This window comes from Rhizobium sp. NFACC06-2 (assembly GCF_900101425.1).
Lineage (GTDB): Bacteria > Pseudomonadota > Alphaproteobacteria > Rhizobiales > Rhizobiaceae > Agrobacterium > Agrobacterium leguminum.
On the sequence record NZ_FMVA01000012.1, the window covers coordinates 1 to 26,255 of the forward strand.

Consider the following 26,255-nt stretch of genomic DNA (forward strand, 5'->3'; position numbering starts at 1 on the left):
CTTGCCCCCTTCAATGCCGATAGCGGCATTCACCGCGGCCAGCGCCATATCCGCGGCGGACGAAAGCGCGTTCGCGATGCCCTCTACATGGCGGCGCTGGTGGCCTACCGGTTAAAGTCGCCATTCGCCCGCATGGTTCAGGCCATGCAGGCCAAAGGCAAACCGTTCAAGGTCATGATCATTGCCATCGCCCGCAAACTGCTCGTCATCGCAAACGCCATGCTCAGGGATAAAACCACATTCCAAGCAGCTTGAAACAACATGCATCAATACAGTTGCCAGCCGACGCGCCTCTGCGCGACGAGAGAGGTCTTTTTCAGCCCAAGGACTTGGGCTGGCTGGATTCCGGCTCAGGGCCGGAATGACGGCAATCAAGCGTGGACTCGATGGAATTACCGCCTTGCGTCCATGCCTTCATACTCATCGATGATATCGATAACATCGCCATCGCATGGAGGCGGGCGGAAAACCGCCCATAAAAAATCGGCGGCGGGATGACCCGCCGCCGAACGAAACGTCGGCACATTCGCGCGTAGAAACCTTGCTTACGAAAAAGCGATCTGCACCTTCATCGCACGGCTGCGGTCCGAGGCGAATTCGAAGGCCGAGATGGCATCGGCGAGATCGACGGTCTGCGTGATGAACGGCTTGACGTCGATCAGGCCCTTGCGCATCAATTCAACGCCGGTGGCGAATTCTTCGTGGAAGCGGAAAGAGCCGCGCAGATCCAGTTCCTTGGCGGTGATCGCCATCATCGGCAGACTCATATCGCCGCCAAGCCCGAGCTGGACGATGATGCCGCGCGGACGAAGCGCCGCAATACCGCCGGCAAGCGCCACGGCGGCGCCAGAGCATTCATAAAGAACATCGAAGGTTCCCTTGTTAGCACTATAGGCGGCAAGCGCATCGGGCTCATCCTTGCTGTTGATGACACGATCCGCACCGGCTTCACGCGCCTTGGCAAGCGTGAAATCGGAAAGATCGGTCGCGACGATCTCGGCCGCGCCGGCACGGCGGGCCGCCAGAATGGACAGGATGCCGATCGGGCCACAGCCGGTGACGAGCACGCGTTTCCCCAGCAAATCCCCGGCGCGGCGCGTGGCATGCAGCGTCACCGCCAGCGGCTCCGCCATGGCCGCCTCGCCGGCGCTGAGCCCATCGGCCGGCACGCATTGCAGGGCGTCGGCCACCAACACCTCACGGAAAGCGCCCTGAATATGTGGGAAAGGCATGGCGCTGCCATAAAAGCGCATGTTGAGGCACTGGTTGTGCAGGCATTCCTGGCAAAAGCGGCAGGTTCGGCATGGGCGGGACGGCGAAACGGCAACCAAACCGCCGACCTTCAGCCCTTCCACGCCCTCGCCCAGTTCTTCGATGGCGGCGGAGACCTCATGGCCGAGCACCATGGGTTCACGAAGCCGCACCGCGCCGAAGCCGCCATGATTGTAATAATGCAGATCGCTGCCGCAAATTCCGCCCCGGACCAGACGAAGCCGCACTTCTCCCGGTCCCGGCGCTTCCTCGGGCCGCTCCTCGATGCGCACATCCTTCGCCCCATGGGCAACAATCGCTCTCATAAATATCTCCCGTTCGACATCGCGCCTGAGCGGCGCGACAAAATAATCCGCATCCCTGTCACCGCCGCCTGCCGCGCATTTGCACGTCGTGCCGCCTCCCCGCCCGGCCGATCCGTACCGAAACCGGGCGTTTAAGCCTTGACATCCTCGTCTGAAAGGGATGAATGTTATCGATAACATAAACATGTATGAATGCAATGTCGAGAGACTGGAGGAAACAGTGGGCCTTAAATTGTTCGATCTTTCCGGCCGCCGCGCCCTGATCACGGGTTCGTCCCAGGGCATCGGCTTCGCGCTGGCGCAAGGGCTGGCGGAAGCAGGAGCGGAAGTGGTGCTGAACGGGCGCGACGAGGCGAAGCTGAAAGCTGCCGCCGCTGGCATCACGGGCGCCAAAACGCTTGCCTTCGACGCTACCGATCATGAAGCGGTGCGCAAGGCCATCGACGGTTTCGAGGCGGAAGTAGGTCCCATCGATATTCTGGTCAACAATGCCGGCATGCAGCACCGCACGCCGCTTGAGGATTTTCCGGCAGATGCCTTCGAGCGCCTGTTGCAGACCAACATCGCCTCGGTCTTCCACGCCGGACAGGCGGCCGCGCGCCACATGATCAGCCGCGGCCGTGGCAAGATCATCAACATCGCCAGCGTTCAGACCGCCCTTGCCCGCCCCGGCATCGCGCCCTACACCGCCACCAAGGGCGCCGTCGGCAACCTGACTAAAGGCATGGCGACGGACTGGGCCAAATACGGCCTGCAATGCAACGCCATCGCACCCGGTTATTTCGATACGCCGCTCAACGCGGCCCTGGTGGCGGACGAGACCTTCTCGGCATGGCTTGAAAAGCGCACGCCCGCCGGTCGCTGGGGCAAGGTCGAAGAGCTTGTCGGCGCCTGCATCTTCCTGTCGTCCGATGCCTCGTCCTTCGTGAACGGACATATTCTCTACGTCGACGGCGGCATCACCGCTTCGCTTTAAAAACACCGAAACCGGATGGCCGGCTGCGGCTGCCATCCGGTTTTGAACCGACGACACCACGACACTTTGGGAGGAGGCCGTGAACACCATGACCGAGAAGAACAAAGTCGCCCTCATCGGCGCCGGCGCCATGGGCGGGGCAATCGGCACACGGCTCATCGAGACCGGAAATCAGCTGACGGTTTTCGATCTGGATGCGGAGAAGGTGGCGGCGCTGACGAGCCTTGGCGCGCAGAGCGCGGGTACGGCGGCGGAAGCGGCTTCGGTTTCCGATGTGGTCATCCTCAGCCTCAATTCGCCGAAAATCGTTCGCATCGCCGTCTTCGGCAAGGATGGCGTCGCGGCGGGGGCGAAGCCCGGCACGCTCATCATCGACATGTCCTCCATCGATCCGGAAGCGACGAAGGAACTGGCGGCCGATGCCGCGGAAAAAGGCCTGCGCTGGGTGGACAGCCCGCTTTCGGGCGGCGCGCCCAAAGCGCTCATCGGGCAATTGACGCTGATGGCCGGCGGCAGCGAAACGGATGTGGCCGATGCCCACCGCGTGCTGCGGCATGTGGCCAGCAATTATACCCACATGGGACCCTGCGGCGCGGGGCAGACGACGAAACTCATCAACCAGGTTCTGTGCGGGCTAAATTTCCTTGCGGTGGCGGAAGCAACGCAGCTTGCGCTGGATGCCGGCGTCGATGCCGCCAAGATCCCGCAGGCGCTGAAGGGCGGCCGCGCCGACAGCGCCATCCTGCAGGAATATATGCCGCGTTATGTGGCGAAGGATTACCGCCGCACCGGCCGCATCGACAATATGGTGAAAGACCTCAACGGCGCGCAGGACCTCGCCCGGCGCACCAACACGGCCATGCCGCTGACAGCGGTTTGCGCCGAGGTGCACCGCATGCTGACGGCGGCCGGGCTGGGTGGGGAGGATCAGGCCGCGCTGATGGAATATTTCAGCGGCGCAAAACGCACCTTTCCGGACTGATTGCCCGGCAGACATGGATGGCAGGAGCTGTTGATACAGCCCTTGCGGGCCCTTAACGGCCATTGCGAAATTGTCCTTCAGCGAAGATGATCGGGCGAATCGGCACGGCAGCTGCCCCGATGACCGCAGACGCTTGCATGCAAAGGACAATTTCCCGATGACACCCTCCACCACAGGCACGGGGATTGCCGGTCTGACCGTTTCTGGAAACGGTTTCACTGCCGAAATCGCTTACGAGGGCGCGACGCTTTTAAGCTGGCGGCCGGTCTCTGCGGATGGCGGCAAAAGTGAAAACCTTGTCGACGGATATTCGACGCCTGCCGAAATACAGTCGCAAAATGGCGTGAGAAACGGCATTCTCGCACCCTTCACCAACCGCATCCCTGATGGTCGGTTCAGTTTTGGCGGGCAGATGCACCACATTGAACCGGTGCTTGCCCATGAAGCCCTCGTCTTCCACGGATTCGCGAGAGCCCTGCCTTTCGCACTTGCCGAGTCTTTCGAGGAAAACGGCGCTCACATTCTCGTCTTCCGCGCCGAAATAGCGCCTGCGGATTTCAAGGGTTATCCCTACCGTCTCGCCATAGAGGTGGAATATCGTTTCGCCGGCCATGGGGTCACCATCGACATACGCGGCGTCAATCGCGATGACCGGCCCCTGCCTTTCGCCGCCGGCTGGCATCCCTATTTCCGGCTGCCCGGCACCACGTCTATCGATGATCTTCTCCTCACGCTGCCCTCGCGAACGGCAATTGAAACAGACGAAGACCTGATCCCCCTGCGAGACCCGCAGGGCGGGATGGTCAAACGGGACGACACCCGCTTTCTCCATGCGCCGCTGGCCGGCCATGTGCTCGATGTCTGCTTCACCGACCTCATCGCATCCGAAAACGGGCTTTACGAAACGAGGCTCGAAAACCGGCACGACGGTTCGAGCCTGACGGTATGGCAGGAGCGCGGGCACATGCATGTCTTCACCGGCGATACGCTCGCCCGCGACAGGCGCCAATCCATCGCGCTCGAACCGGTGGAAACGCCGACCAACGCCTTCAACCAGCCGGAACTCGCGGATGCGATTGCGCTGCAACCGGGCGAGACGCGAAGCTTCCGCTTCGGTGTTCGTTTCGAGACGGGGCGCTGATCAAGGTCCGATGATCGCTCAGATATGTGTCGTCGGCAGCGAAGACGACAGCTTCACGGTCTCCATCGAGATATAGGCGGACATGTCGTAAAGCTCGACGCGGCGCAGGATCTGTTTGTAGATCGTGTCGTAATATTCGACATTCGGCAGCACGAGTTTCAGAATATAGTCGAAATTGCCGGTCAGCCGGTGAACCTCGACGATTTCCGGTATGGTGCTGACGGCGGCATGGAACCGGTCCAGCCAGTCCTCCGCATGCAGGCCGGTTCTCACCAGCAGGAAAACCGTGGTCGGCAGGTTGATCTTGCGCCGGTCGAGCAGCGCCATCGTACCCGTCACATAACCTTCCGCCCGCAGCCGCGTGATGCGGCGCGAACAGGCCGATAGCGACAGCGACACTTCCTCCGCAATGTCGGAGAGCGGCGTTTCTGCATTTTCCTGGAGAATCGCAAGGATTCGGCGGTCGCGATCATCAATCATCGATAAAGAATGCACAGGTTAACGCAACTGCGCAAGAAATTTGCGATCTTTAGATAAAGAGCGCTCCAATTTTGCATCTACGCCGCGAAATCCCTGCAAAAACGCATGCCGTTTTCGCCCAGAGGATGGCATTATTATTTTCAATCAAACTTGATAAGGGAACTCTTATGAAACGCATCGGCCTGATCGGCGGCATGAGCTGGGAATCCACCGCAACCTATTACCGCATGATCAACGAGGCCGTGCGCGACAGCCGCGGCGGGCTGGTCTCGGCAGACATCGTCATGCATTCGCTCGATTTTTCCGAAGTCGTCGCCCTTCAGAAGGCCGATCGCTGGGATGAGGCAGGTGCGCTTCTGGGTGCGGCCGGCGCGCGCCTTGCCAATGCGGGTGCCGATTGCGTGCTGATCTGCACCAACACCATGCATCTGGTCGCGGACACCGTTGAGAAGATGTCCGGCGTGGCGCTGATCGATATCATCGATGAAACCGCCGCAGCCCTGAAGGCGGACGGACGCCGCAAGCCGCTTTTGCTCGCCACCCGCTACACGATGGAACATGGTTTCTACACCGACCGCATGCGCCGCCACGGCGTCGAGGTGGTCGTGCCCGATGCGGAAGACCGGGGTGCAATACACGACATCATCTTCGGCGAACTCTGCCAGGGCGAAATCAAGTCCTGCTCGCGCGAGCGCTATCTCGCGGTCATCGAGAAGGCCCGCGCACTTGGCGTCGATTCCGTCATTCTCGGCTGCACCGAGATTTCGCTGCTGATCGATCCCGATGCCCTGCCGCTGCCGGGTTACGATTCGACCGCCATTCACGCGAAGGCCGCCGTCGGCTTCGCCCTCGGAAACAAGGCCCTGAACAGAGCCGCATGAATGTGTCGCCTCTTTGCCTATTCCGGTAAGCCGGTCTGGCTCGACAGTCTGCTGATCGAGCCGGAAGCATCGCTGGTCAGCCAGTCCATGGCCGCAAGGGAAGCGAAAACCGTCGTCAATGGCGATGGCTGCGGCCTTGGCTGGTATGGCGAACGCGGAACGCCCGGCGTTTTTCGCGATACAAGGCCCGCCTGGTCCGACGCCAATCTGGCGGCGCTTTGCCACCAACTCCGTTCGGGCATGTTCATGGCCCATGTCCGCTCCGCCACGTCAGGCGAAGTGTCCCGCGCGAACTGCCATCCCTTTGCGCATGGGCGATACCTGTTCATGCATAACGGCCAGATCGGCGGTTACGAGCAGATCAGGCGCGATATCGATTCCCTCATCCCCGACGATATCTATGCGTCGCGACGCGGCACCGGCGACAGCGAAGCGATCTTCCTCATCGCCGCCGGGCATGGCCTCGATACCGAGCCGGTTCGCGCCATTTCCACCGCGCTGCGGCTCTGCCAGGAAAAGATGATGGCGGCAGGTGTCTCTTCCGCGCTGCGATTCAGCGCCGTCCTGATGGATGGCGATTGCTTGCATGCCTTCCGCTGGTCGAGCGACGACAAGCCGCCGACACTCTACTGGCGCGGGCTCGATGACGGCATCGCATTGAGTTCCGAACCCTTTTCCTTCGATTGCGCGCCGTGGTGCGCCGTTCCCCCCAATACCAGGGTGACGATCCGCGCCGGCGAGATGGCGATGGAGCCTTTTCTCCTGCCGTAAACAGCGCCACTGGCGATGATCGCAGCCGGTTTTTACACCCGCGCCACGACAGGTCGGCGCGGCGGCAGCGCTGCCCTGTTTATTTTCATTGAATTTTCGCAACCGCGAAGGCTAGTGTGTGATCCGATAGTTCGAAACAGATTTCAGGACCGGTGAACCATTTCAGAAGTATTGCAGCCTCTTCCCCTTTTCCGAGCGATGCCCGGCATCGCAAGGACCAAGAAAATTCGCTGAAGAACGGCGCAGCCAGGGCGATCAATGCCTTCGGCGATCCTTTGGGCGCCGAGAAAAACACTTATTTTTCATTGCGCTAAGCTGTTCAATTTTCCGAAAAAATTGCTGTTGCCACGCCTCCATATCGATGCATAAACTGGCATCAGCAAAGGCAAACCGGATCGACCTCATCAGACCCTCTCCTCCCACCAAGGTGCTGACCGACCAATGATCAATAATCTTAACGCCGCCGATCTTCCCCGTCCCGCCCCGCGCAGTTCCAACCCGGAAATCATGGCGTCGGAAATCATCGAACGCCTCACCTACCGTATCGGCAAGGATGTCAAGGTTGCCAAGCCGCATGACTGGCTGACCGCAACCATCCTCGTCGTGCGCGACCGCATCATCGACAAGTGGATGGAATCCACCCGCAAGGCCTATGCCAACAATTCCAAGCGCGTTTATTATCTGTCGCTCGAATTCCTGATCGGCCGCCTGATGCGCGACGCCATCTCCAATATCGGCCTGATGCACGAAATCCGCGATGCCCTGTCTTCACTCGGCGTCGATCTGGATGTCATCGCCGGGCTGGAGCCGGATGCGGCGCTCGGCAATGGCGGTCTCGGCCGGCTTGCGGCCTGTTTCATGGAATCCATGGCGACCGTCGACATTCCCGCCTATGGCTACGGCATCCGTTACGTGCACGGCCTCTTCCGCCAGCAGATGGCGGACGGATGGCAGGTGGAACTGCCGGAAACCTGGCTGGCGCACGGCAACCCCTGGGAATTCGAGCGCCGCGAAAGCTCCTATGAGATCGGCTTCGGCGGCTCGGTGGAAACCATCGGCGGTTATGAAGATCCGCAACGTTTCGTCTGGAAACCGGCCGAACGCGTGATCGCGATGGCTTACGACACGCCGGTCGTCGGCTGGCGCGGCACCCGCGTTAATACGCTTCGCCTGTGGTCGGCGCAGCCGATCGACCCCATTCTGCTGGCCGCCTTCAATGCCGGCGACCATATCGGCGCCTTGCGCGAAAGCAACAAGGCGGAAAGCCTGACGCGGGTTCTCTACCCCGCCGATGCGACGCCGGCCGGTCAGGAACTGCGCCTGCGGCAGGAGTTCTTCTTCTCCTCCGCCTCGCTGCAGGACATTCTGCGCCGCCATTTGCAGCAATATCCCGATTTCACCTCGCTGCCCGAGAAGGTCTCGATCCAGCTCAACGATACGCATCCGGCCATTTCCATCGCTGAAATGATGCGTCTTCTGTGCGATGTGCACGGGCTGGAATTCGAGGAAGCGTGGAAGATCACGCAGGGCACATTCTCCTATACCAACCACACGCTTCTGCCGGAGGCGCTGGAAAGCTGGCCGGTGCCGCTGCTCGAGCGTCTTCTGCCAAGACATATGCAGATCGTCTATGCGATCAACGCCAATACGCTGGTCTACGCCCGCAAGGAAAAGAAGATGGCGGATCAGCAGATCCGTTCGATCTCGCTGATCGATGAAGGCGGCGAACGTCGCGTGCGCATGGGCAACCTCGCCTTTATCGGCTCGCATTCCATCAACGGCGTTTCCGCCCTTCATACCGACCTGATGAAGGAAACGGTCTTTGCCGACCTGCACAGCCTTTATCCTGAGCGCATCAACAACAAGACCAATGGCATCACACCGCGCCGCTGGCTGATGCAGTGCAATCCGGGCCTCACCAGCCTGCTGCGCGAAGCAATTGGCGACGATTTCCTCGACGATGCGGAAAAGCTCACCGCGCTCGACCGTTTTGCCGACGATGCCGGTTTCCGCGAAAAATTCGCCGAGGTGAAGCGTCTGAACAAGGTGCGGCTTGCCAACACGGTGGCGCAGCGCATGGGCATCCGCGTCGATCCTTCGGCCATGTTCGACATCCAGATCAAGCGTATCCATGAATATAAGCGCCAGCTTCTGAACCTCGTGGAAACGGTCGCGCTTTACGATCAGATCCGTTCCCACCCGGAACTGGATTGGGTGCCGCGCGTTAAGTTCTTCGCAGGCAAGGCGGCGCCGAGTTATCACAACGCGAAGCTGATCATAAAGCTTGCCAACGATATTGCCCGGGTCATCAACAACGATCCGGCCGTGCGCGGGCTTCTGAAAGTGGTGTTTGTTCCGAACTATAACGTCTCGCTTGCGGAAATCATGGTTCCCGCCGCCGATCTTTCCGAACAGATATCGACGGCCGGCATGGAAGCTTCCGGCACCGGCAACATGAAATTCGCACTCAACGGCGCGCTCACCATCGGCACGCTCGATGGCGCCAACGTCGAAATGCGCGATCATGTCGGCGCGGAGAATATCGTCATCTTCGGCATGACGGCGGATGAAGTGGCCAAGGCGCGTGCCGAAGGCCACAATCCCCGCGCGATCATCGAAGGATCGGCCGAGCTGTCGCAGGCGCTGTCTTCCATCGCCTCCGGCGTCTTCTCGCCGGATGACCGCTCCCGTTTCGCTGGCCTGATCGACGGTATCTACAACAGCGACTGGTTCATGGTCGCCGCCGACTTCGACGCCTATGCCAATGCGCAGCGGGAAGTGGACGCGATCTGGAGCGATCCGGACAGCTGGTATGCCAAGACAGTGCGCAACACGGCGCGTATGGGCTGGTTCTCGTCCGACCGGACAATCCGCCAATATGCCACCGAGATCTGGAGAGCCTGATGAAAAAACCGCTCAATTCGGCCGAAGAGAAAAAGACTGGCGACATCACGAAGGCTGAAATCGAGGCGATCAAGAGCGGTTTGCATTCCAATCCCTTTGCCCTTCTCGGCGTTCACGAAACGCCGGAAGGGTTTTCCGCCCGCTGTTTCATTCCGGGCGCCGAGGAGGTTTCCGTCCTGACGCTGGACGGAAATTTCGTGGGCGAATTGAAGCGGCTCGATCCGGATGGCTTTTTCGAAGGCCGGATCGATCTTTCGAAGCGACAGCCTGTGCGGTATCGCGCCAGCCGCGACGATGCCGAATGGGCGGTGACCGACCCCTACAGTTTTGGTCCGGTTCTCGGCCCCATGGACGATTATTTCGTCCGCGAAGGATCGCATCTGCGGCTCTTCGACAGGATGGGCGCGCATCCGCTGAAGCTCGAGGGCGTGGAGGGCTTCCACTTCGCCGTCTGGGCGCCCAATGCGCGGCGTGTTTCCGTCGTCGGCGATTTCAACAATTGGGATGGCCGCCGGCACGTCATGCGGTTCCGCAAGGATACCGGCATCTGGGAAATCTTCGCGCCTGACGTCTATGCCGGCTGTGCCTACAAGTTCGAAATCCTCGGCGCAAACGGCGAGCTTCTGCCGTTGAAGGCAGACCCCTATGCGCGGCGCGCCGAGTTGCGGCCGAAGAACGCCTCCGTTACCGCGCCGGAACTCACCCAGAAATGGGAAGACCAGGCCCACCGGGAACATTGGGCGCAGGTGGACCAGCGCCGCCAGCCGATCAGCATTTACGAAGTGCATGCCGGCTCCTGGCGGCGGCGCGAGGACGGCACGTTCCTGAGCTGGGACGAACTGGCCGCCCAGCTCATTCCCTATTGCACGGATATGGGCTTCACCCATATCGAATTCCTGCCCATCACCGAACATCCCTATGATCCCTCATGGGGTTACCAGACGACCGGGCTTTATGCGCCGTCCGCCCGCTTCGGCGATCCGGAGGGCTTTGCGCGTTTCGTCAATGGCGCGCACAAGGTCGGCATCGGCGTGTTGCTCGACTGGGTTCCGGCGCATTTTCCGACCGACGAGCACGGCTTGCGCTGGTTCGATGGCACCGCGCTTTACGAACATGCCGATCCGCGTCAGGGTTTTCACCCCGACTGGAACACGGCCATCTATAATTTCGGCCGCATCGAGGTGATGTCCTACCTCATCAACAATGCGCTTTATTGGGCCGAGAAATTCCATCTCGACGGCCTGCGCGTGGATGCGGTCGCCTCGATGCTCTATCTCGATTATTCCCGCAAGGAAGGCGAGTGGATCCCCAATGAATATGGCGGGCGGGAAAATCTCGAATCCGTCCGCTTCCTGCAGAAGATGAATTCCCTCGTCTACGGCACCCATCCGGGTGTCATGACCATTGCCGAGGAATCCACCTCCTGGCCGAAAGTATCTCAGCCGGTCCACGAGGGCGGCCTCGGCTTCGGCTTCAAATGGAACATGGGCTTCATGCACGACACGCTGAGTTATTTCTCGCGCGAGCCGGTGCATCGCAAGTTCCACCATCAGGAGCTGACCTTCGGCCTGCTTTACGCCTTCAGCGAAAATTTCGTGCTGCCGCTTTCCCATGACGAGGTGGTGCACGGCAAGGGATCGCTGATCGCCAAGATGTCCGGCGACGACTGGCAGAAATTCGCCAATCTGCGGTCCTATTACGCCTTCATGTGGGGCTATCCCGGCAAGAAGCTGCTCTTCATGGGGCAGGAATTCGCACAATGGAGCGAATGGAGCGAAAAGGGCTCGCTCGACTGGAACCTGCGCCAATATCCGATGCATGAGGGTATGCGCCGCCTCGTGCGCGATCTCAACCTCACCTACCGATCCAAAGCTGCCCTGCACGCCCGTGACTGCGAACCCGAAGGCTTCCGCTGGCTGGTGGTTGACGATCACGAGAACTCCGTCTTCGCCTGGCTGCGCACGGCGCCGGGTGAAAAGCCGGTGGCGGTCATCTGCAATCTGACCCCGGTCTACAGGGAAAATTATTATGTGCCGCTGCCCCAGGCGGGGCGGTGGCGGGAGATTCTCAATACCGACGCCGAAATTTATGGCGGCAGCGGCAAGGGAAATGGCGGACGCGTTCAGGCGGTCGATGCCGGGGGAGACATTGGGACAATGCTCGTTCTGCCGCCACTCGCAACGATCATGCTCGAGCCGGAAAACTGACAGACAGAGAGGGAGGACACCATGTCGGAAAAAAGAGTTCAGCCTTTGGCGCGTGATGCAATGGCCTATGTCCTCGCAGGCGGGAGAGGCAGCCGCCTGAAGGAACTGACGGACCGCCGGGCAAAACCCGCCGTTTATTTTGGCGGCAAGGCGCGTATCATCGATTTTGCGCTTTCCAACGCGCTCAATTCCGGCATTCGCCGCATTGGCGTCGCCACGCAATACAAGGCGCACTCGCTCATCCGCCACCTGCAGCGTGGCTGGGATTTCTTCCGTCCCGAGCGTAACGAAAGCTTCGATATTCTGCCGGCCTCCCAGCGCGTTTCCGAAACGCAATGGTATGAAGGCACGGCCGACGCCGTCTACCAGAACATCGACATCATCGAGCCCTATGCGCCGGAATATATGGTTATCCTCGCCGGCGACCATATCTACAAGATGGACTACGAATACATGCTGCAGCAGCATGTCGATTCCGGCGCCGACGTGACGATCGGCTGCCTTGAAGTGCCGCGCATGGAAGCGACCGGCTTCGGCGTGATGCATGTGAATGAAAAAGACGAGATCATCGATTTCATAGAAAAACCGGCCGATCCGCCGGGCATTCCCGGCAATGAAGGCTTCGCTCTCGCCTCGATGGGCATTTACGTCTTCCACACGAAATTCCTGATGGAAGCCCTGCGCCGCGACGCCGCCGACCCGACTTCCAGCCGCGACTTCGGCAAGGACATCATTCCCTATATCGTCGAGCACGGCAAAGCCGTCGCCCATCGCTTCGCCGATAGCTGCGTGCGTTCGGATTTCGAGCATGGCCCTTACTGGCGCGACGTCGGCACCATCGACGCCTATTGGCAGGCCAATATCGACCTGACCGATGTGGTGCCGGACCTCGATATCTATGACAAGTCCTGGCCGATCTGGACCTATGCGGAAATCACCCCGCCGGCGAAATTCGTGCACGATGACGAGAACCGCCGCGGTTCGGCCGTGTCTTCGGTCGTCTCCGGCGATTGCATCATTTCCGGCGCCTCCCTGCAGCGCAGCCTGCTGTTTACCGGGGTGCGCGCAAATTCATACTCCCGCCTTGAGAATGCCGTAGTACTGCCGAGTGTGAAGATCGGGCGTCATGCCCAGCTCAGCAATGTCGTCATCGACCATGGCGTGGTCATTCCGGAAGGACTGATTGTAGGAGAAGACTCAGAACTGGATGCCAAACGTTTCCGCCGCACCGAAAACGGCATTTGCCTTATCACCCAATCGATGATCGACAAGCTGGACCTGTAGAGCCCATGAATGTCCTTTCGGTTTCATCCGAAATCTATCCCCTGATCAAGACCGGAGGGCTCGCCGACGTTGCCGGCGCGCTCCCCATCGCGCTGGAAGCCCATGGCGTCACGACGCGCACATTGATACCCGGATATCCGGCGGTAAAAGCCGCCGTGACGGACCCCGTCAAATGTTTCGAATTTACCGATCTGCTCGGCGAAAAAGCCGATGTGCTCGAAGTGCGGCATGAGGGGCTCGACCTCCTCATTCTCGATGCGCCCGCCTATTACGAGCGCTCCGGCGGCCCCTATCTCGACCAGACCGGCAAGGATTACCCTGACAACTGGAAGCGTTTCGCGGCGCTGTCGCTGGCTGCGGCCCGCATCGCCGCCGGCGCGCTTCCCGGCTGGCGGCCGGATATGGTGCATGCCCATGACTGGCAAGCCGCCATGGCGCCGGTCTATATGCGTTATGCCGAAACGCCCGAGATTCCGAGCCTTCTCACCATCCACAACATCGCTTTTCAGGGCCAGTTCGGCGCGAATATCTTCAGCAAGCTTGCATTGCCCGCCCATGCCTTCGGCATGGAAGGCATCGAATATTACAACGATGTGAGCTTCCTGAAGGGCGGCTTGCAGACGGCAACGGCGCTCAGCACCGTCAGCCCGTCCTATGCCGAGGAAATCCTCACTCCCCAATTCGGCATGGGCCTGCACGGCGTCATCGGCAGCCGCGCCCATGTGCTGCACGGCATCGTCAACGGCATTGATGCCGATGTCTGGAACCCGGCGACGGACCATCTGATCCACGACAATTATTCGGCCGCCAATCTCAAGAACCGCGCGCTGAACAAGAAGGCTGTCGCCGAACATTTCCGCATCGACGATGATGACAGCCCGCTTTTCTGCATCATCTCCCGCCTCACCTGGCAGAAGGGCATCGACCTTATGGCGGAAGCCGTAGACGAGATCGTTTCCCTCGGCGGTCGTCTGGTGGTGCTGGGCGCCGGCGAAGTGGCGCTGGAAGGCGCGCTTCTGGCGGCGGCATCCCGCCACCATGGCCGCGTCGGCGTTGCTGTCGGTTATAACGAGCCGCTGTCGCATCTGATGCAGGCAGGCTGCGATGCGATCATCATTCCCTCGCGTTTCGAGCCCTGCGGCCTCACCCAGCTTTATGCGCTGCGCTACGGCTGCATTCCGGTCGTCGCCCGCACCGGCGGCCTTGCCGACACGGTGATCGACGCCAACCATGCCGCCATCGCCAATAAATCGGCGACCGGCGTGCAATTTTCACCCGTCACGCTTGATGGTCTGAAACAGGCGATCCGCCGGACCGTCCGTTATTACCACGACCCGAAACTATGGACACAAATGCAGAAACTCGGAATGAAATCCGATGTTTCCTGGGAAAAGAGCGCTGGTCTTTACGCCGCGCTTTACAGCCAGCTTATTTCGAAAGGCCATTGAAACAATGATCAAGACCGTTCAGACGAAGCCCTATCAGGACCAGAAGCCGGGCACATCCGGCCTGCGCAAGAAGGTGCCAGTCTTCGCCCAGGAAAATTACGCAGAGAATTTCATCCAGTCGATCTTCGACGCGCTTGAGGGCTTTCAGGGCCAGACGCTGGTGATCGGCGGCGATGGCCGTTATTACAATCGCGAAGTCATCCAGAAGGCGATCAAGATGGCCGCCGCCGCCGGTTTCGGCAAGGTTCTGGTCGGTCAGGGCGGCATTCTCTCGACGCCTGCCGCCTCCAACGTCATCCGCAAATACAAGGCTTTCGGCGGCATCGTGCTTTCCGCCAGCCACAATCCCGGCGGCCCGAACGAAGATTTCGGCATCAAATACAATATCGGCAATGGCGGCCCCGCACCGGAAAAGATCACCGATGCGATCTATGCCCGCTCGAAGGTCATCGACAGCTATAAAATCTCCGACGCCGCCGATATCGATCTCGACAAGGTGGGCAGCTTCAAGGTGGACGAACTGACGGTCGAGGTGATCGACCCGGTTGCCGATTACGCCGCCCTGATGGAAGAACTGTTCGATTTCGCCGCCATCCGCGCGCTGATCGCCGGCGGTTTCAAGGTCGTGATCGATTCCATGAGCGCCGTCACCGGTCCCTATGCCGTGGAAATCATCGAAAAGCGCCTCGGCGCGCCGAAGGGCTCCGTCCGCAACGCAACGCCGCTGCCGGATTTCGGCGGCCATCATCCCGACCCCAACCTTGTCCACGCCAAGGAGCTTTACGACGACGTCATGAGCCCGGAAGGCCCCGATTTCGGCGCGGCCTCCGATGGCGACGGCGACCGCAACATGGTGGTCGGCAAGGGCATGTTCGTCACCCCGTCCGACAGCCTCGCCATCATCGCCGCCAATGCCAAACTGGCCCCGGGTTATGCCGCCGGCATTTCCGGCATTGCCCGCTCGATGCCGACGAGTGCGGCAGCGGACCGTGTGGCCGAAAAGCTTGGCCTTGGCATGTATGAAACGCCGACCGGCTGGAAATTCTTCGGCAACCTCATGGATGCCGGCAAGGTGACGATCTGCGGCGAAGAAAGCTTCGGCACCGGCTCCAACCATGTGCGCGAAAAGGACGGCCTGTGGGCTGTGCTCTACTGGCTGAACATCGTCGCCGCGCGCAAGGAAAGCGTGAAGGACATCGTCACAAAACACTGGGCCGAATATGGCCGCAACTACTATTCCCGCCATGACTATGAGGAAGTGGATTCGGACGCCGCCAACACGCTGGTCGCCACCCTGCGCGAAAAACTCGCCACGCTTCCCGGCACCAGCTACGGCAATCTGAAGGTCGCAGCGGCGGATGATTTTGCCTATCACGATCCGGTCGATCAGTCGGTCAGCAAAAATCAGGGCATCCGCATCCTGTTCGAAGGCGGTTCGCGCATCGTGCTGCGCCTCTCCGGCACGGGTACTGCGGGCGCCACGCTTCGCCTCTATGTCGAGCGTTACGAGCCGGATGCGGCGCGTCACGGCATCGAAACGCAGGAAGCGCTCGCCGACCTGATTTCCGTTGCCGATACGATCGCCGGCATCAAGGCCCATACCGGCCGTAGTGAGCCGAGCGTTATTACCTGAGGGTTTTGTTCAGTTGCTGGAGAGGCGCAGAATCGAAAAGACGGGAGGCGGCCACAAGGCCGTCTGAGAGTAGTAACAGACCTCTCTCCAAACTCGACGTCATCCTCGGCCTTGTGCCGAGGATCTGCCAACGCATCGTCCAATCAATGCGTAGCAGATGCTGGGGACAGGCCCGAGCATGACGGAGGAGCGGTTTTGGGTTCGCCATTGATCACAGGCGGACGCATACCCGCCTTCCATTACCGGCCACCTTCTAACCTCACGAAGAAGAAACAACTATCCCCCGGAGAGACAGACCATGCAGACACCTTCCGTTTTCCCCAAAGGCGCAATCCAGACGGAAAACGGAACGGAATTCGCGGTCTATTCCCGGCACGCCTCGCAGATCGATCTCTGCCTTTTTGATGCGAAGGGCGAAAAAGAAACGGCGCGTTTGCCGATGACGCGCGGTGAAGATGACGTTCACCGGTTGACCGTCTCCGATGCCGGCCCCCGCACGCGATACGGCTTTCGCGCTCACGGCATTTACGCTCCCGAACACGGCCTCTGGTTCGATCCTGCAAAGCTGCTGCTCGACCCCTATGCCACGGAGATCGACCGCCCCTTCCGTCATGACCCTTCGCTTTATGCTTTTGGCGCGGAAACCGGCGGGATCATGCCGAAGGCGATCCTTTCGCAATATGAGCCGGTCCGGCGTCAACCGCCGCTTTTTGCCGAAGGCGGGCTGATTTACGAACTCGCCGTCAAATCCTTCACCCGGCTGCATCCTGAAGTGCCGGAAGAGATCAGGGGCACCGTTGCCGCACTTGCCCATCCCGCCATTGTCGCGCACCTGAAAAAGATCGGCGTCGATGCGGTGGAGTTGATGCCGATCACCGCCTGGATCGATGAGCGCCACCTGCCGCCGCTCGGCCTTTCCAACGCCTGGGGTTATAATCCCGTTGGCTTCATGGCGCTCGATCCGCGCCTCTGCCCCGGCGGCGTGCGGGAATTGCGGGATACGGTTGCGGTGCTGCATGCGCAAGGCATCGGCGTCATTCTCGATCTGGTCTTCAACCATACGGGCGAAAGCGATATCGAAGGTTCGATCCTGTCGTTGCGCGGGCTCGATAACCTCACCGCCTTTCGCCACCCGCCGGGAAAGCCGGGTGTGCTGGTCAACGATACCGGCACCGGCAACACGGTTGCCTGCGATCATCCCTGTATTCGCCAGCTCATCGTCGATTCCCTCAGGCATTTCGTTCTGAATGCCGGGGTGGACGGCTTCCGCTTCGATCTCGCGCCCGTGCTCGGGCGAACGGCCAATGGCTTCGACATGGCAAGCGAGACGCTCGCGGCCATGCATTCGGACCCCTTGCTTTACGACCGCCTGCTGATCGCCGAACCATGGGATATCGGCCCTGGCGGATATCAGCTTGGCAATTTCCCAGAGAGCTTTCTGGAGTGGAACGACCGCGCCCGCGACGATATGCGCCGCTTCTGGCGCGGCGACGCCGGCACCACCGGGGCGCTGGCCGACGCGCTTTCCGGGTCTTCGCCGATCTTTTCCCGCCATGGCCGCTTAAACAGCCGCAGCGTCAACTTTCTCGCTGCCCATGACGGTTTCACCCTGTTCGATCTCGTCAGCCACGAACACAAGCACAATGAGAAAAACGGCGAGAACAATCGCGACGGCCACAATGAAAACCACTCCTGGAACAATGGTTTCGAAGGCCTGACGGATGACCCTGCCATTGTCGCCGCCCGCATTGCGGATGTGAAGGCGCTGCTTTCCACACTGTTCGTCAGCCGCGGCGTCTTGATGTTGACCGCCGGCGATGAGGGCGGCCGCAGCCAGCATGGCAACAACAACGCCTATTGTCAGGACAATGACATCACCTGGGTCGACTGGTCTTCGCTTGTCCCCGAACTGATCAATCACACGGCATTTCTCGCAGCGCTTCGCAAACGCTTCGGCGTCTTTTCCGAGACCGGCTTCTTTTCCGGCAGCTGCGATGTGACATGGCTTGCGCCGGGCGGGGAGCCCATGACGATTGCGGACTGGGAAAGCCCGAATGGACCCGCCTTCGCCATGGTGCTTTCAACGTCGGACCGGGAAACGGACTACGAGGTCGAGCTTGCGGTTCTCATCAATCGCGGTCGGGAGGTCGTTCCTTTCACGCTGCCCGGAGATGGCTGGCATGCGATCGGCACGGATTTCGGCAATCCCGCCTTCCTGCCCGCCCGTTCCGTGGTGTTTTATCTGCGCAGTTGATCCCTTCGCGTCGCCAGCCGTATAAGTCCCTGGAAACAATGCGGACGAGGTAACATGACAAAAGAAATTGCGCTGGCGGAGATGAAAAATCTGGTCGGCACGGAAATGGGTGTCTCCGACTGGATTACTGTCGATCAGACGATGATTGACGCCTTCGGAAAGGCGACGCTGGACGAACAGTTCATCCACACCGACCCGGAACGCGCCAAAGCGGAAAGCCCCTTTGGCGGCACCATCGCGCATGGATTCCTGACGCTGTCTCTGCTTTCGGCGCTGAATTACGATGCCCTGCCCCGCATTCGCGAACAGACCATGGGCATCAATTACGGTTTCGATGCCGTTCGTTTCGTTACGCCGGTCAAAAGCGGTGCGCGGGTGCGCGGCCGCTTCACGCTGGCGGAGGCGCGTTTTCGCGGCGCGGCCATGTTGATGACGACCTACGACGTGACGGTGGACATCGAAAACGAGAAAAAGCCGGCGCTTACCGCCCGCTGGACCACCATCAGCCAGTTCAACCCGGAGGACAGGCCGGAAGACGCCTGAAACTGCCGTAAGGGAGAGACCGCATGCATGACGAAGCCGTAAGGAATGCGTTTCTCGTGCAGGCAAGAGCCTGCGACAGCCTCGGCTCGCCTTTTACCGCACGGCTCTGCCGCGCCATGGCAGCAAGACTCGACCGCCATACCGAGGTGGGCGAGCGGATCTTGTCCTGGCCCGGCGATGTCGGCCCCTCGGGCGATTCCGTTCCCCTGCGGCTGGCGGGCGCCCTGCATGCGCTCGCCATCGAGGAAAAGATCGCGCCGCTTGCCGATATCCCGCCGGAAGACGAAGAAGCGCTCTGGCAGGCCTGCGCCAGCGCCCTGCGTTTTCATTCCGCCTTCATCCTCGAAAGGTTGAAATCACCGCCGCAGACCAACGAGGTTCGCCGTTCCGCCGTTCTGCTGCCGGGCTTTCTTTCGATTGCGGCACTGACCGGCAAGCCGCTGGTGCTTTCCGAAGTCGGAGCCAGCGCTGGCCTCAACCTGCAATTCGACCGTTACCGATATCGCCTCGGCGACCTCACCTGGGGTGAGCAATCCGATGTTTTCCTGTCACCGGAATGGCGCGGCGACACGCCCGCCCATGAGCGGATCGAGGTTATCGAGCGCGCCGGCTGCGATCTCAACCCGCTCGACCCGTCATCCGCCGAAGATCGCCTGCGGCTGATGTCCTATGTCTGGGCCGACCAGACAGACAGGCTGGAGCGAACCGCCGCCGCCATGCGGATAGCCGTGGGACATGGTCTGCATGTCGAGAAGGCGGACGCGGTCGACTGGCTGAAACGCCGCCTTGCCACGCAATATGCGGGCGCTGTCCACGTCGTCTATCACTCAGTCGCCTGGCAATATCTGCCCGATGGACTGAAACAGGAAGGCGAGGCTGTGATTGCCGAAGCTGGAACCCTCGCCACGCCGGATGCCCCGCTTGCCCGGCTGCAAATGGAGGCGGATGCGACGCCGGGCAGCGCCGCCATTACCCTGCAGATCTGGCCGACCGGCGAGAAACAGGAAATCGGCCGGGCCGATTTCCATGGGCGATGGGTGGAATGGCGGGGCTGGATGGCGGGTTAAACCGCCACGTCCTCAGCCGCTTCCTGCAACAGCCCGCCGACATATTCCGCAAAGGAACGCCAGCATTCCACCCGGAACGTATCGTCCGCCGTGCGCAGCAGCACCACTTCCGCCTTGCCTAAAACGGTGCGCGAGCACGCGCCGACCGGAAACTTTGCGAGAGAAAGATCCTGCGGGCAGCCGGCATTGAGTGCCGCTTCCGCACCGGCACCGGAGACGATGACGGCCGTGTTGCGGTGGGAAACATCGGTTGCAGAAAACAGGCCGGAAACGCCGGCGAGAGCCGCCATCAGGTCGCTCTCGCCCTGATCGATCACCAGCCATTCATCCGGGCCGAGCCACAAAGCGGACCGCAGGCCCGAGGTGACGGAGCTTTTCGGGCGGGCAGGCAGGGCAAGACCGAGCGCTTCCGAAAGTGCCGGCAGGGCACTTTCCCGGGCGCGCAACGAGAGCCGCGAGGCGGAAGCAGCGGGTTTCAGCGAAACGATGGGAGAGCCGCCGTGAAAATCCTCGAGCACGGATTTGCGTTTTGCGTGAAGTTTGTCAGCCATTGAGACGGGCTCCTTCCTTGTCGAGGAAGACCATGTCGGTCACTTCGACGGCAACGGTTTTATCGGCGAGCGGAATATAGAGCGTTTCGCCCATGCGCGCCCTGCCATCCGCCACCAGCGCGAAAGCGATGGAATGGCCGAGATTTTCCGACCAGTAGGCGGAGGTGACATGGCCGAGCATGGTCATTGGTTTCGGCTGGTTCGGATCGACAACGATCTGGCCGCCCTCGTCCGGAACGGTCAGCCGGTCTTTCGTCTTCAGGCCGACAAGCTGTTTGCGGCCGGAGCGCGTGAGATCGGTGCGTTTCAGCCCGCGAATGCCGACGAAATCCGTCTTCTTTTTGGAAACGGCCCAGGCAAGCCCGGCATCGTCAGGCGTCACCGTGCCGTCCGTATCCTGCCCGACGATGATATAGCCCTTTTCCGCACGCAGAATGTGCATGGTCTCGGTGCCATAAAGGCAGCCGCCGACGGCTTCCGCCCTTTCGCGGATCGCCGACCAGACGGCTGCGCCGTAATCGGCCGGAACGTTGATTTCGAAACCGAGTTCGCCGGTGAATGACACGCGGAAGAGCCGCGTCGGCACGCCGCAGAAGGTGCCTTCGGCCACCGCCATATGCGGAAAGGCTTCCGGAGACAAATCAATGCCCTCGACGAAGGGCGCGATAACCTCGCGCGCCTTTGGCCCCTGCACGGCAATAACGGCCCATTGTTCGGTGGCCGAGGTGAGCCAGACATTGAGATCGGGGAATTCGGTCTGGAGATAATCTTCCATATGCTGGAGAACGCGCGGCGCGCCGCCCGTGGTGGTCGTCACATGGAAACGGTCTTCGGCAAGACGCCCGACGACGCCGTCGTCGTAAACGAAACCGTCTTCGCGGGTCATGATGCCGTAACGGCAGCGGCCGGGTTTCAGCGTGTCCCAGGCATTGGTGTAGATGAGGTTCAGGAACTTCGCCGCATCCGGGCCGACCACTTCAATCTTGCCGAGTGTGGAGGCATCGAACACGCCGACGCTTGTCCGAACCGTCTTGCATTCGCGGTTGATCGCCTCATGCATGTCCTCACCCGCCCGCGGGAAAAACCAGGCGCGCTTCCAGTTGCCGACATCCTCGAACACCGCACCGGCCGCAAGCTCTTCCTCGTGCATCGGTGTCTTGCGGGCCGGGTCGAACAGTGCGCCGCGCGAATGGTTGATGAGCGTTCCGAAGGTGACCGGCGTATAGGGCTGGCGGAAGGTGGTGAGACCGACCTTGGGCAAATCCCGGCCAAGCGCCTCCGATGCGATGGCAAGGCCGTGCATATTGGACATCTTGCCCTGATCGGACGCCATGCCATTGGTGGTGAAGCGCTTGATATGCTCGACGGAATGCATGCCTTCGCGCACGGCAAGGCGGATATCCTTGGCGCAGACATCGTGCTGGAAATCGATGAAGGCCTTGACGCCGGTGCCCTCACCCGCGCCTTCGGCCGCACCGATCATGCCACCGGTCCAGGTCCGCGCATTCTCACCGGAAAACTCCACGCCGCCGCCACCGGCAGCCGCAGCCTCGGCAAGCAGCGCGGAAAGATCGTCCGTGCCGTTGCAGGCGCCGATGGAAACACCGTTCTGCACATGGATATCTGGCAGGAAACGCTGGTTAGCCGCGTCAAACTTCAGCTTGCCGCGCGATTGCGAGAAGAGATGCACCGAAGGCGTCCAGCCGGCCGAAACCACAAGCGCATCGATGGCGATCTTGCGCTTGTTGGAGCCGCCATTGCGGCCAACTGTCATGGAAGACACACGCAGGCGGCCGGCGGTATTGTAAACGCTATGGCCCGCCAGCACTTCGATGCCGAGCGCCCGCGCCTCATCCAGCAGGCGCTGATCGGGGTTCTCGCGGCAATCGACGATGGCGGCGATCTTCACCCCGGCCTTCTTCAGATCGAAAGCCGTCTCATAGGCCGAATCATGGGCGGTGTAGACCCCGACATTTTGGCCCACGGCGACGCCGTAATGGTTGAGATAGGTACGTGCAGCCGAGGCCAGCATGATGCCGGGGCGGTCATTATTGGCAAAGACCATGTGGCGTTCGATCGCACCCGCCGCCAGCACGACCTTTTTGGCGCGCACCTGCCACAGCCGCTCGCGTGGCTGGTGTCTGGCGGGCGTGGCGAGATGATCGGTCACCCGCTCGGCCAGCGCCACGAAATTGTGGTTGTAATAACCAAAAGCGGTGGTGCGGGTCAGAACCCGCACATTGGGAAGGGACTTCAGTTCGGCAAAAACCTTCTGCGCCCATTCGTAACCGGGCAGAGCGTCGATGACCGTGCCAGTGTCGAAACGCAGCGCGCCGCCGACTTCGGCATTTTCATCGACCAGAATGACGCTGGCGCCGGTTTTCGCGGCAGCAAGCGCCGCCGTCAGACCAGCAACGCCGGCACCGGCCACCAGCACGTCGCAATGGGCATAACGGCCGGAATAATGATCCGCATCCGGCTCGCTCGGCGCCTTGCCAAGACCGGCGGCGCGGCGGATCAGCGGTTCGTAAACCCTGTGCCAGGCGGCCTTCGGCCACATGAAGGTCTTATAATAAAAACCGGCCGCGAACATCGGCGACAGGAGGTCGTTGATGGCGCTCAGATCGAAGGACAGCGACGGGAAACGGTTCTGCGAGGCGATGATCGCGCCGTCGAACACTTCCTGCACCGTGGCGCGCACATTGGGCTGCTTGCGCAGGCTGTCGCGGGAAACGTCGATCAGCGCATTCGGCTCTTCCGGCCCGGCGGAAAGGAAGCCGCGCGGCCGGTGATATTTGAACGAGCGGCCGATCAGATGCACGCCATTGGCCAGAAGCGCGGAGGCGACCGTGTCCCCCTCCAGCGCCTGATAAATCTTGCCATCGAAGGTGAAGCGCGCGGTTCTGGCCGGGGTGAGACGACCGGCCCCCTTGATACGATAATCGCCGCTCATTGCCCGGCTCCCTTTTCTGCGGCAAGGACCGTCTCAGTATCAGGTTTCGGCTCACCCGCCTTGTAGGTCATCAGGAATTTGTCGCTGACCGAATCGCGGGCGGCGTTGAAGAAGCGGCCGCAGCCGTGAATGTGACGCCAGCGCTCGAAAACGAGGCCCTTGTCATTGTCGCGAATGAAGAAATATTCGGCGAAGGCCTCGTCGGAAATATCGGCGATGTTTTCCGGCCGGGCAATATGGGCTTCGCCCGCCCAGCGGAATTCCAGTTCGGAACGGTCTTCCCCGCAATAGGGGCAATGGATCAGAAGCATCGTCGCTCCACCTAGAGAGAATTTTCCGGAAGCGCTGTTCCGGCGGGTTGGTCACACAGCCGCTTTCCCATGGCTACGAAAGGGGAAAGCCGCTTTAAAAGCTGCTCGAAATTATCGAAAGGGCGTAGCGCCGAGGCCCGGCCCATATTGACGATGGCAACCGCCATCATGTCGGTGTCGATTGCGAAGGGGTAATCCTGCTCGCCATCCTCCTTCTCACCGACAAAATAAACCATCTTGTTCGCGAGACTGGGAGCACAGAGAAGCAGGCCTTTTTCCGCCACGAAAGGCCAGTCTTTCTCACCCTGCATCTTCGCAATCTTCTGGCTGCGAAAATCCCTGGCCTCGGGAATGACGCTGCCGGCGGGCACGGCCACGGCCGCGCCTGATATGTTGATCGCAAGCATGGCCGCCGCCAGCATCAATGCGCCACCGCGGCAGCGGCAGCCTCATCGATAAGACGGCCGGTGCGGAACCGGTCGAGCGTCAGCCCCGCCGCCAGACGATGCGGTTCACCGCGCGCGATGAGATGCGCGAAGAGGTTCGCCGAACCCGGGGTCGCCTTGAAGCCGCCGGTGCCCCAGCCGCAATTGACGAAGAGGTTCTGCACCGGCGTCACGCTCTGGATCGCGGAGCGGTCGGGCGTATTGTCGGTAATGCCGCCCCATTGGCGCATCATCTTGACGCGGCGGAAGATCGGGAACAGCTCGCAGATCGCGTCGAGCGTGTGGGTGATGATCTGCAGGCCGCCGGTCTGGGAATAGGAGTTATATTGATCGGTGCCCGCGCCGATGACCAGCTCGCCCTTGTCGGATTGCGAAATATAGGCGTGGACCGTGTTGGACATCACCACGCAGGGGAAAATCGGCTTCAGCGGCTCCGAAACCAGCGCCTGCAGCGGGTTGGAATGCAGCGGAACGCGCACATCCGCCATTTTCATGATGACGGAGGAATGACCGGCAGCGGAAACGCCGATCTTCTTCGCACCGATGAAACCGCGATTGGTCTCCACACCCGTCACCGCCCCGTCCGGCCCACGGCGAATGCCCGTAACCTCGCAGTTCTGGATGATGTGCACGCCGCGGTCGGAGGCCGCGCGGGCATAACCCCAGGCAACCGCGTCGTGGCGCGCCGTGCCGCCGCGGCGCTGGAGCGCTGCGCCATTGATCGGATACCGCGCATTGCCGGAAATATCGAGCGGCGGGCAATAGGCCTTCGCCTGCTCCGGCGTCAGCCACTCATTGTCTATGCCGTAAAGACGGTTGGCATTGATATGGCGGCTGAAGGATTGCCGGTCATGGATATTGTGCGACAGCATCATCACGCCGCGCGCCGAATACATGACGTTGTAATTGAGATCCTGGCTCAGGCCTTCCCACAGTTTCAGGGAATGCTCGTAAATATCCATGCTCTCTTCATAGAGATAGTTGGAGCGGATGATGGTGGTGTTGCGGCCGGTATTGCCGCCGCCAAGCCAGCCTTTTTCCAGAACTGCGACATTGGTAATGCCGTGTTCCTTGGCAAGATAATAGGCAGCCCCCAGCCCGTGGCCGCCGCCGCCGATGATGATGACATCGTAATCCTTGCGCGGCTCGGGCGAAGCCCATTGCGCATCCCACCCCTTATGACCTCTGAGCGCCTCACGCGCCACGGCAAAAACGGAATATTTGCGCATTCGCAATCTGCTCCTCAAGAACCGGCCAGAAGCCGGAAACATGGCTCCGGCCCTTATCATACACATGGCAAATCGGGATGGGAGGCAATATCCATTTTGCGACGCCGCAATGATTTTGTTTCGACATCGCAGGCAGAATTCCGGGCAAGCCGCATTTTGCTGGGTGATTATGCGCGACCGGCTGGACTTGGCTCAAATGATCTGTTATTGCACGTCACCAATCGCCCGGCTCGACAGCCGAACGAACGATTTTTATTTGCGTGCGAATGCCTTATTCACATAGCAAATTAACCAAACCAAAGGAACGGGATTCACGTGCAGGTACTAGTCCGCGACAATAACGTTGATCAGGCGCTCCGCGCCCTGAAGAAAAAGATGCAGCGCGAAGGCATTTTCCGTGAAATGAAAATGCGCGATTACTACGAAAAGCCCTCCCAGAAGCGCGCCCGCGAAAAGGCTGAAGCCGTTCGCCGCGTTCGCAAGCTGGCACGCAAGCGTGCACAGCGCGAAGGTCTGGTTGCAGGCCCCCGCGCAGGCCGTTAATAGGCCGTCTTTTGGACGTTTTTGAATGCTTGTTGGGCGGGGGCGATCAATTCGCCGCCGCTCTTTGTGTTTGT

At 60.7% G+C, this 26,255-nt stretch carries 22 protein-coding genes; 15 read left to right on the forward strand and 7 right to left on the reverse strand.

Annotation, left to right across the window (positions count from 1 at the left end; translation table 11 throughout):
- Positions 1-255 (forward strand): transposase (locus F3H58_RS19150; RefSeq protein ID WP_149743338.1); only part of this gene is annotated, 255 nt, incomplete at its 5' end.
- A gap of 290 nt (positions 256-545) precedes the next feature.
- Here the strand turns inward: F3H58_RS19150 and F3H58_RS19155 are convergent.
- Positions 546-1,577 carry an L-idonate 5-dehydrogenase gene (locus F3H58_RS19155; protein ID WP_149743339.1) on the reverse strand — a complete coding sequence of 344 codons (1,032 nt, stop codon included), beginning with the start codon at positions 1,575-1,577 and terminating at the stop codon, positions 546-548.
- Between the two features lie 220 nt (positions 1,578-1,797).
- Here F3H58_RS19155 and F3H58_RS19160 point away from each other — a divergent pair, with 220 nt between their 5' ends.
- The 3 genes from F3H58_RS19160 (at position 1,798) to F3H58_RS19170 (ending at position 4,676) form a co-directional block, all read left to right on the forward strand.
- Positions 1,798-2,553 (forward strand): SDR family oxidoreductase, encoded by a 756-nt coding sequence (locus F3H58_RS19160; protein WP_149743340.1) that lies wholly within the window; start codon positions 1,798-1,800, stop codon positions 2,551-2,553.
- A gap of 88 nt (positions 2,554-2,641) precedes the next feature.
- The gene (locus tag F3H58_RS19165) at positions 2,642-3,535 is read left to right on the forward strand and encodes an NAD(P)-dependent oxidoreductase (RefSeq protein ID WP_035263414.1); all 894 of its coding nucleotides are present in this window, start codon (positions 2,642-2,644) and stop codon (positions 3,533-3,535) included.
- Positions 3,536-3,692: 157 nt separating this feature from the next.
- Positions 3,693-4,676 (forward strand): aldose 1-epimerase, encoded by a 984-nt coding sequence (locus F3H58_RS19170; protein ID WP_149743341.1) that lies wholly within the window; start codon positions 3,693-3,695, stop codon positions 4,674-4,676.
- Positions 4,677-4,694: 18 nt separating this feature from the next.
- Here the strand turns inward: F3H58_RS19170 and F3H58_RS19175 are convergent, their stop codons facing one another.
- Positions 4,695-5,156 (reverse strand): Lrp/AsnC family transcriptional regulator, encoded by a 462-nt coding sequence (locus F3H58_RS19175; protein ID WP_137005283.1) that lies wholly within the window; start codon positions 5,154-5,156, stop codon positions 4,695-4,697.
- A 167-nt stretch (positions 5,157-5,323) separates the two neighbouring features.
- Between F3H58_RS19175 and F3H58_RS19180 the strand changes: the two genes are divergently transcribed.
- From F3H58_RS19180 to F3H58_RS19230, 10 genes are all read left to right on the forward strand, one after another.
- The gene (locus tag F3H58_RS19180) at positions 5,324-6,037 is read left to right on the forward strand and encodes an aspartate/glutamate racemase family protein (protein ID WP_149743342.1); all 714 of its coding nucleotides are present in this window, start codon (positions 5,324-5,326) and stop codon (positions 6,035-6,037) included.
- Positions 6,038-6,808, forward strand: coding sequence for a class II glutamine amidotransferase (locus F3H58_RS19185; RefSeq protein ID WP_035263410.1), 771 nt, complete (start codon positions 6,038-6,040; stop codon positions 6,806-6,808). It begins immediately after the preceding gene.
- Positions 6,809-7,249: 441 nt separating this feature from the next.
- On the forward strand, positions 7,250-9,712 hold the full coding sequence (locus F3H58_RS19195; protein WP_125146827.1) for a glycogen/starch/alpha-glucan phosphorylase: 2,463 nt from the start codon (positions 7,250-7,252) through the stop codon (positions 9,710-9,712).
- Positions 9,712-11,919: a 1,4-alpha-glucan branching protein GlgB gene (gene glgB / locus F3H58_RS19200; RefSeq protein ID WP_149743343.1), complete on the forward strand. Its 2,208-nt coding sequence runs from the start codon at positions 9,712-9,714 to the stop codon at positions 11,917-11,919. Before F3H58_RS19195 ends, glgB begins: the two co-directional genes overlap by 1 nt.
- Positions 11,920-11,940: 21 nt before the next feature.
- Positions 11,941-13,203, forward strand: coding sequence for a glucose-1-phosphate adenylyltransferase (gene glgC / locus F3H58_RS19205; protein WP_149743344.1), 1,263 nt, complete (start codon positions 11,941-11,943; stop codon positions 13,201-13,203).
- 5 nt (positions 13,204-13,208) lie between these two features.
- Positions 13,209-14,651, forward strand: a complete 1,443-nt coding sequence (gene glgA / locus F3H58_RS19210) for a glycogen synthase GlgA (protein WP_137005281.1) — start codon at positions 13,209-13,211, stop codon at positions 14,649-14,651.
- Between the two features lie 4 nt (positions 14,652-14,655).
- Positions 14,656-16,284 carry an alpha-D-glucose phosphate-specific phosphoglucomutase gene (locus tag F3H58_RS19215; protein WP_149743345.1) on the forward strand — a complete coding sequence of 543 codons (1,629 nt, stop codon included), beginning with the start codon at positions 14,656-14,658 and terminating at the stop codon, positions 16,282-16,284.
- A gap of 298 nt (positions 16,285-16,582) precedes the next feature.
- Complete coding sequence (glgX, locus tag F3H58_RS19220; RefSeq protein ID WP_149743346.1) at positions 16,583-18,538, forward strand: glycogen debranching protein GlgX; 1,956 nt, start codon at positions 16,583-16,585, stop codon at positions 18,536-18,538.
- 54 nt (positions 18,539-18,592) lie between these two features.
- Positions 18,593-19,081, forward strand: coding sequence for a MaoC family dehydratase (locus tag F3H58_RS19225; RefSeq protein WP_020809754.1), 489 nt, complete (start codon positions 18,593-18,595; stop codon positions 19,079-19,081).
- A 23-nt stretch (positions 19,082-19,104) separates the two neighbouring features.
- Entirely contained in the window at positions 19,105-20,148 is a 1,044-nt protein-coding gene (locus tag F3H58_RS19230) for a DUF2332 domain-containing protein (RefSeq protein ID WP_149743347.1), read from the forward strand.
- On the opposite strand, the gene F3H58_RS19235 is transcribed toward F3H58_RS19230, so the two are convergent.
- From F3H58_RS19235 to F3H58_RS19255, 5 genes are read right to left on the reverse strand one after another with little or no spacing between them, the layout of a single operon-like run.
- Positions 20,145-20,699, reverse strand: coding sequence for a sarcosine oxidase subunit gamma (locus tag F3H58_RS19235; protein WP_149743348.1), 555 nt, complete (start codon positions 20,697-20,699; stop codon positions 20,145-20,147). The genes F3H58_RS19230 and F3H58_RS19235 overlap by 4 nt on opposite strands.
- On the reverse strand, positions 20,692-23,652 hold the full coding sequence (locus F3H58_RS19240; RefSeq protein WP_149743349.1) for a sarcosine oxidase subunit alpha: 2,961 nt from the start codon (positions 23,650-23,652) through the stop codon (positions 20,692-20,694). The genes F3H58_RS19235 and F3H58_RS19240 overlap by 8 nt, the downstream gene beginning before the upstream one ends.
- Positions 23,649-23,963 carry a sarcosine oxidase subunit delta gene (locus F3H58_RS19245; RefSeq protein ID WP_149743350.1) on the reverse strand — a complete coding sequence of 105 codons (315 nt, stop codon included), beginning with the start codon at positions 23,961-23,963 and terminating at the stop codon, positions 23,649-23,651. Before F3H58_RS19245 ends, F3H58_RS19240 begins: the two co-directional genes overlap by 4 nt.
- Positions 23,964-23,974: 11 nt before the next feature.
- Complete coding sequence (locus F3H58_RS19250; protein ID WP_188128987.1) at positions 23,975-24,385, reverse strand: hypothetical protein; 411 nt, start codon at positions 24,383-24,385, stop codon at positions 23,975-23,977.
- Positions 24,385-25,638, reverse strand: coding sequence for a sarcosine oxidase subunit beta family protein (locus tag F3H58_RS19255; RefSeq protein WP_059756984.1), 1,254 nt, complete (start codon positions 25,636-25,638; stop codon positions 24,385-24,387). The genes F3H58_RS19250 and F3H58_RS19255 overlap by 1 nt, the downstream gene beginning before the upstream one ends.
- Before the next feature lie 315 nt (positions 25,639-25,953).
- On the opposite strand from F3H58_RS19255, the gene rpsU reads away from it, so the two are divergent.
- Positions 25,954-26,181, forward strand: a complete 228-nt coding sequence (gene rpsU, locus F3H58_RS19265) for a 30S ribosomal protein S21 (RefSeq protein ID WP_003508541.1) — start codon at positions 25,954-25,956, stop codon at positions 26,179-26,181.
- Positions 26,182-26,255 lie beyond the last annotated feature (74 nt).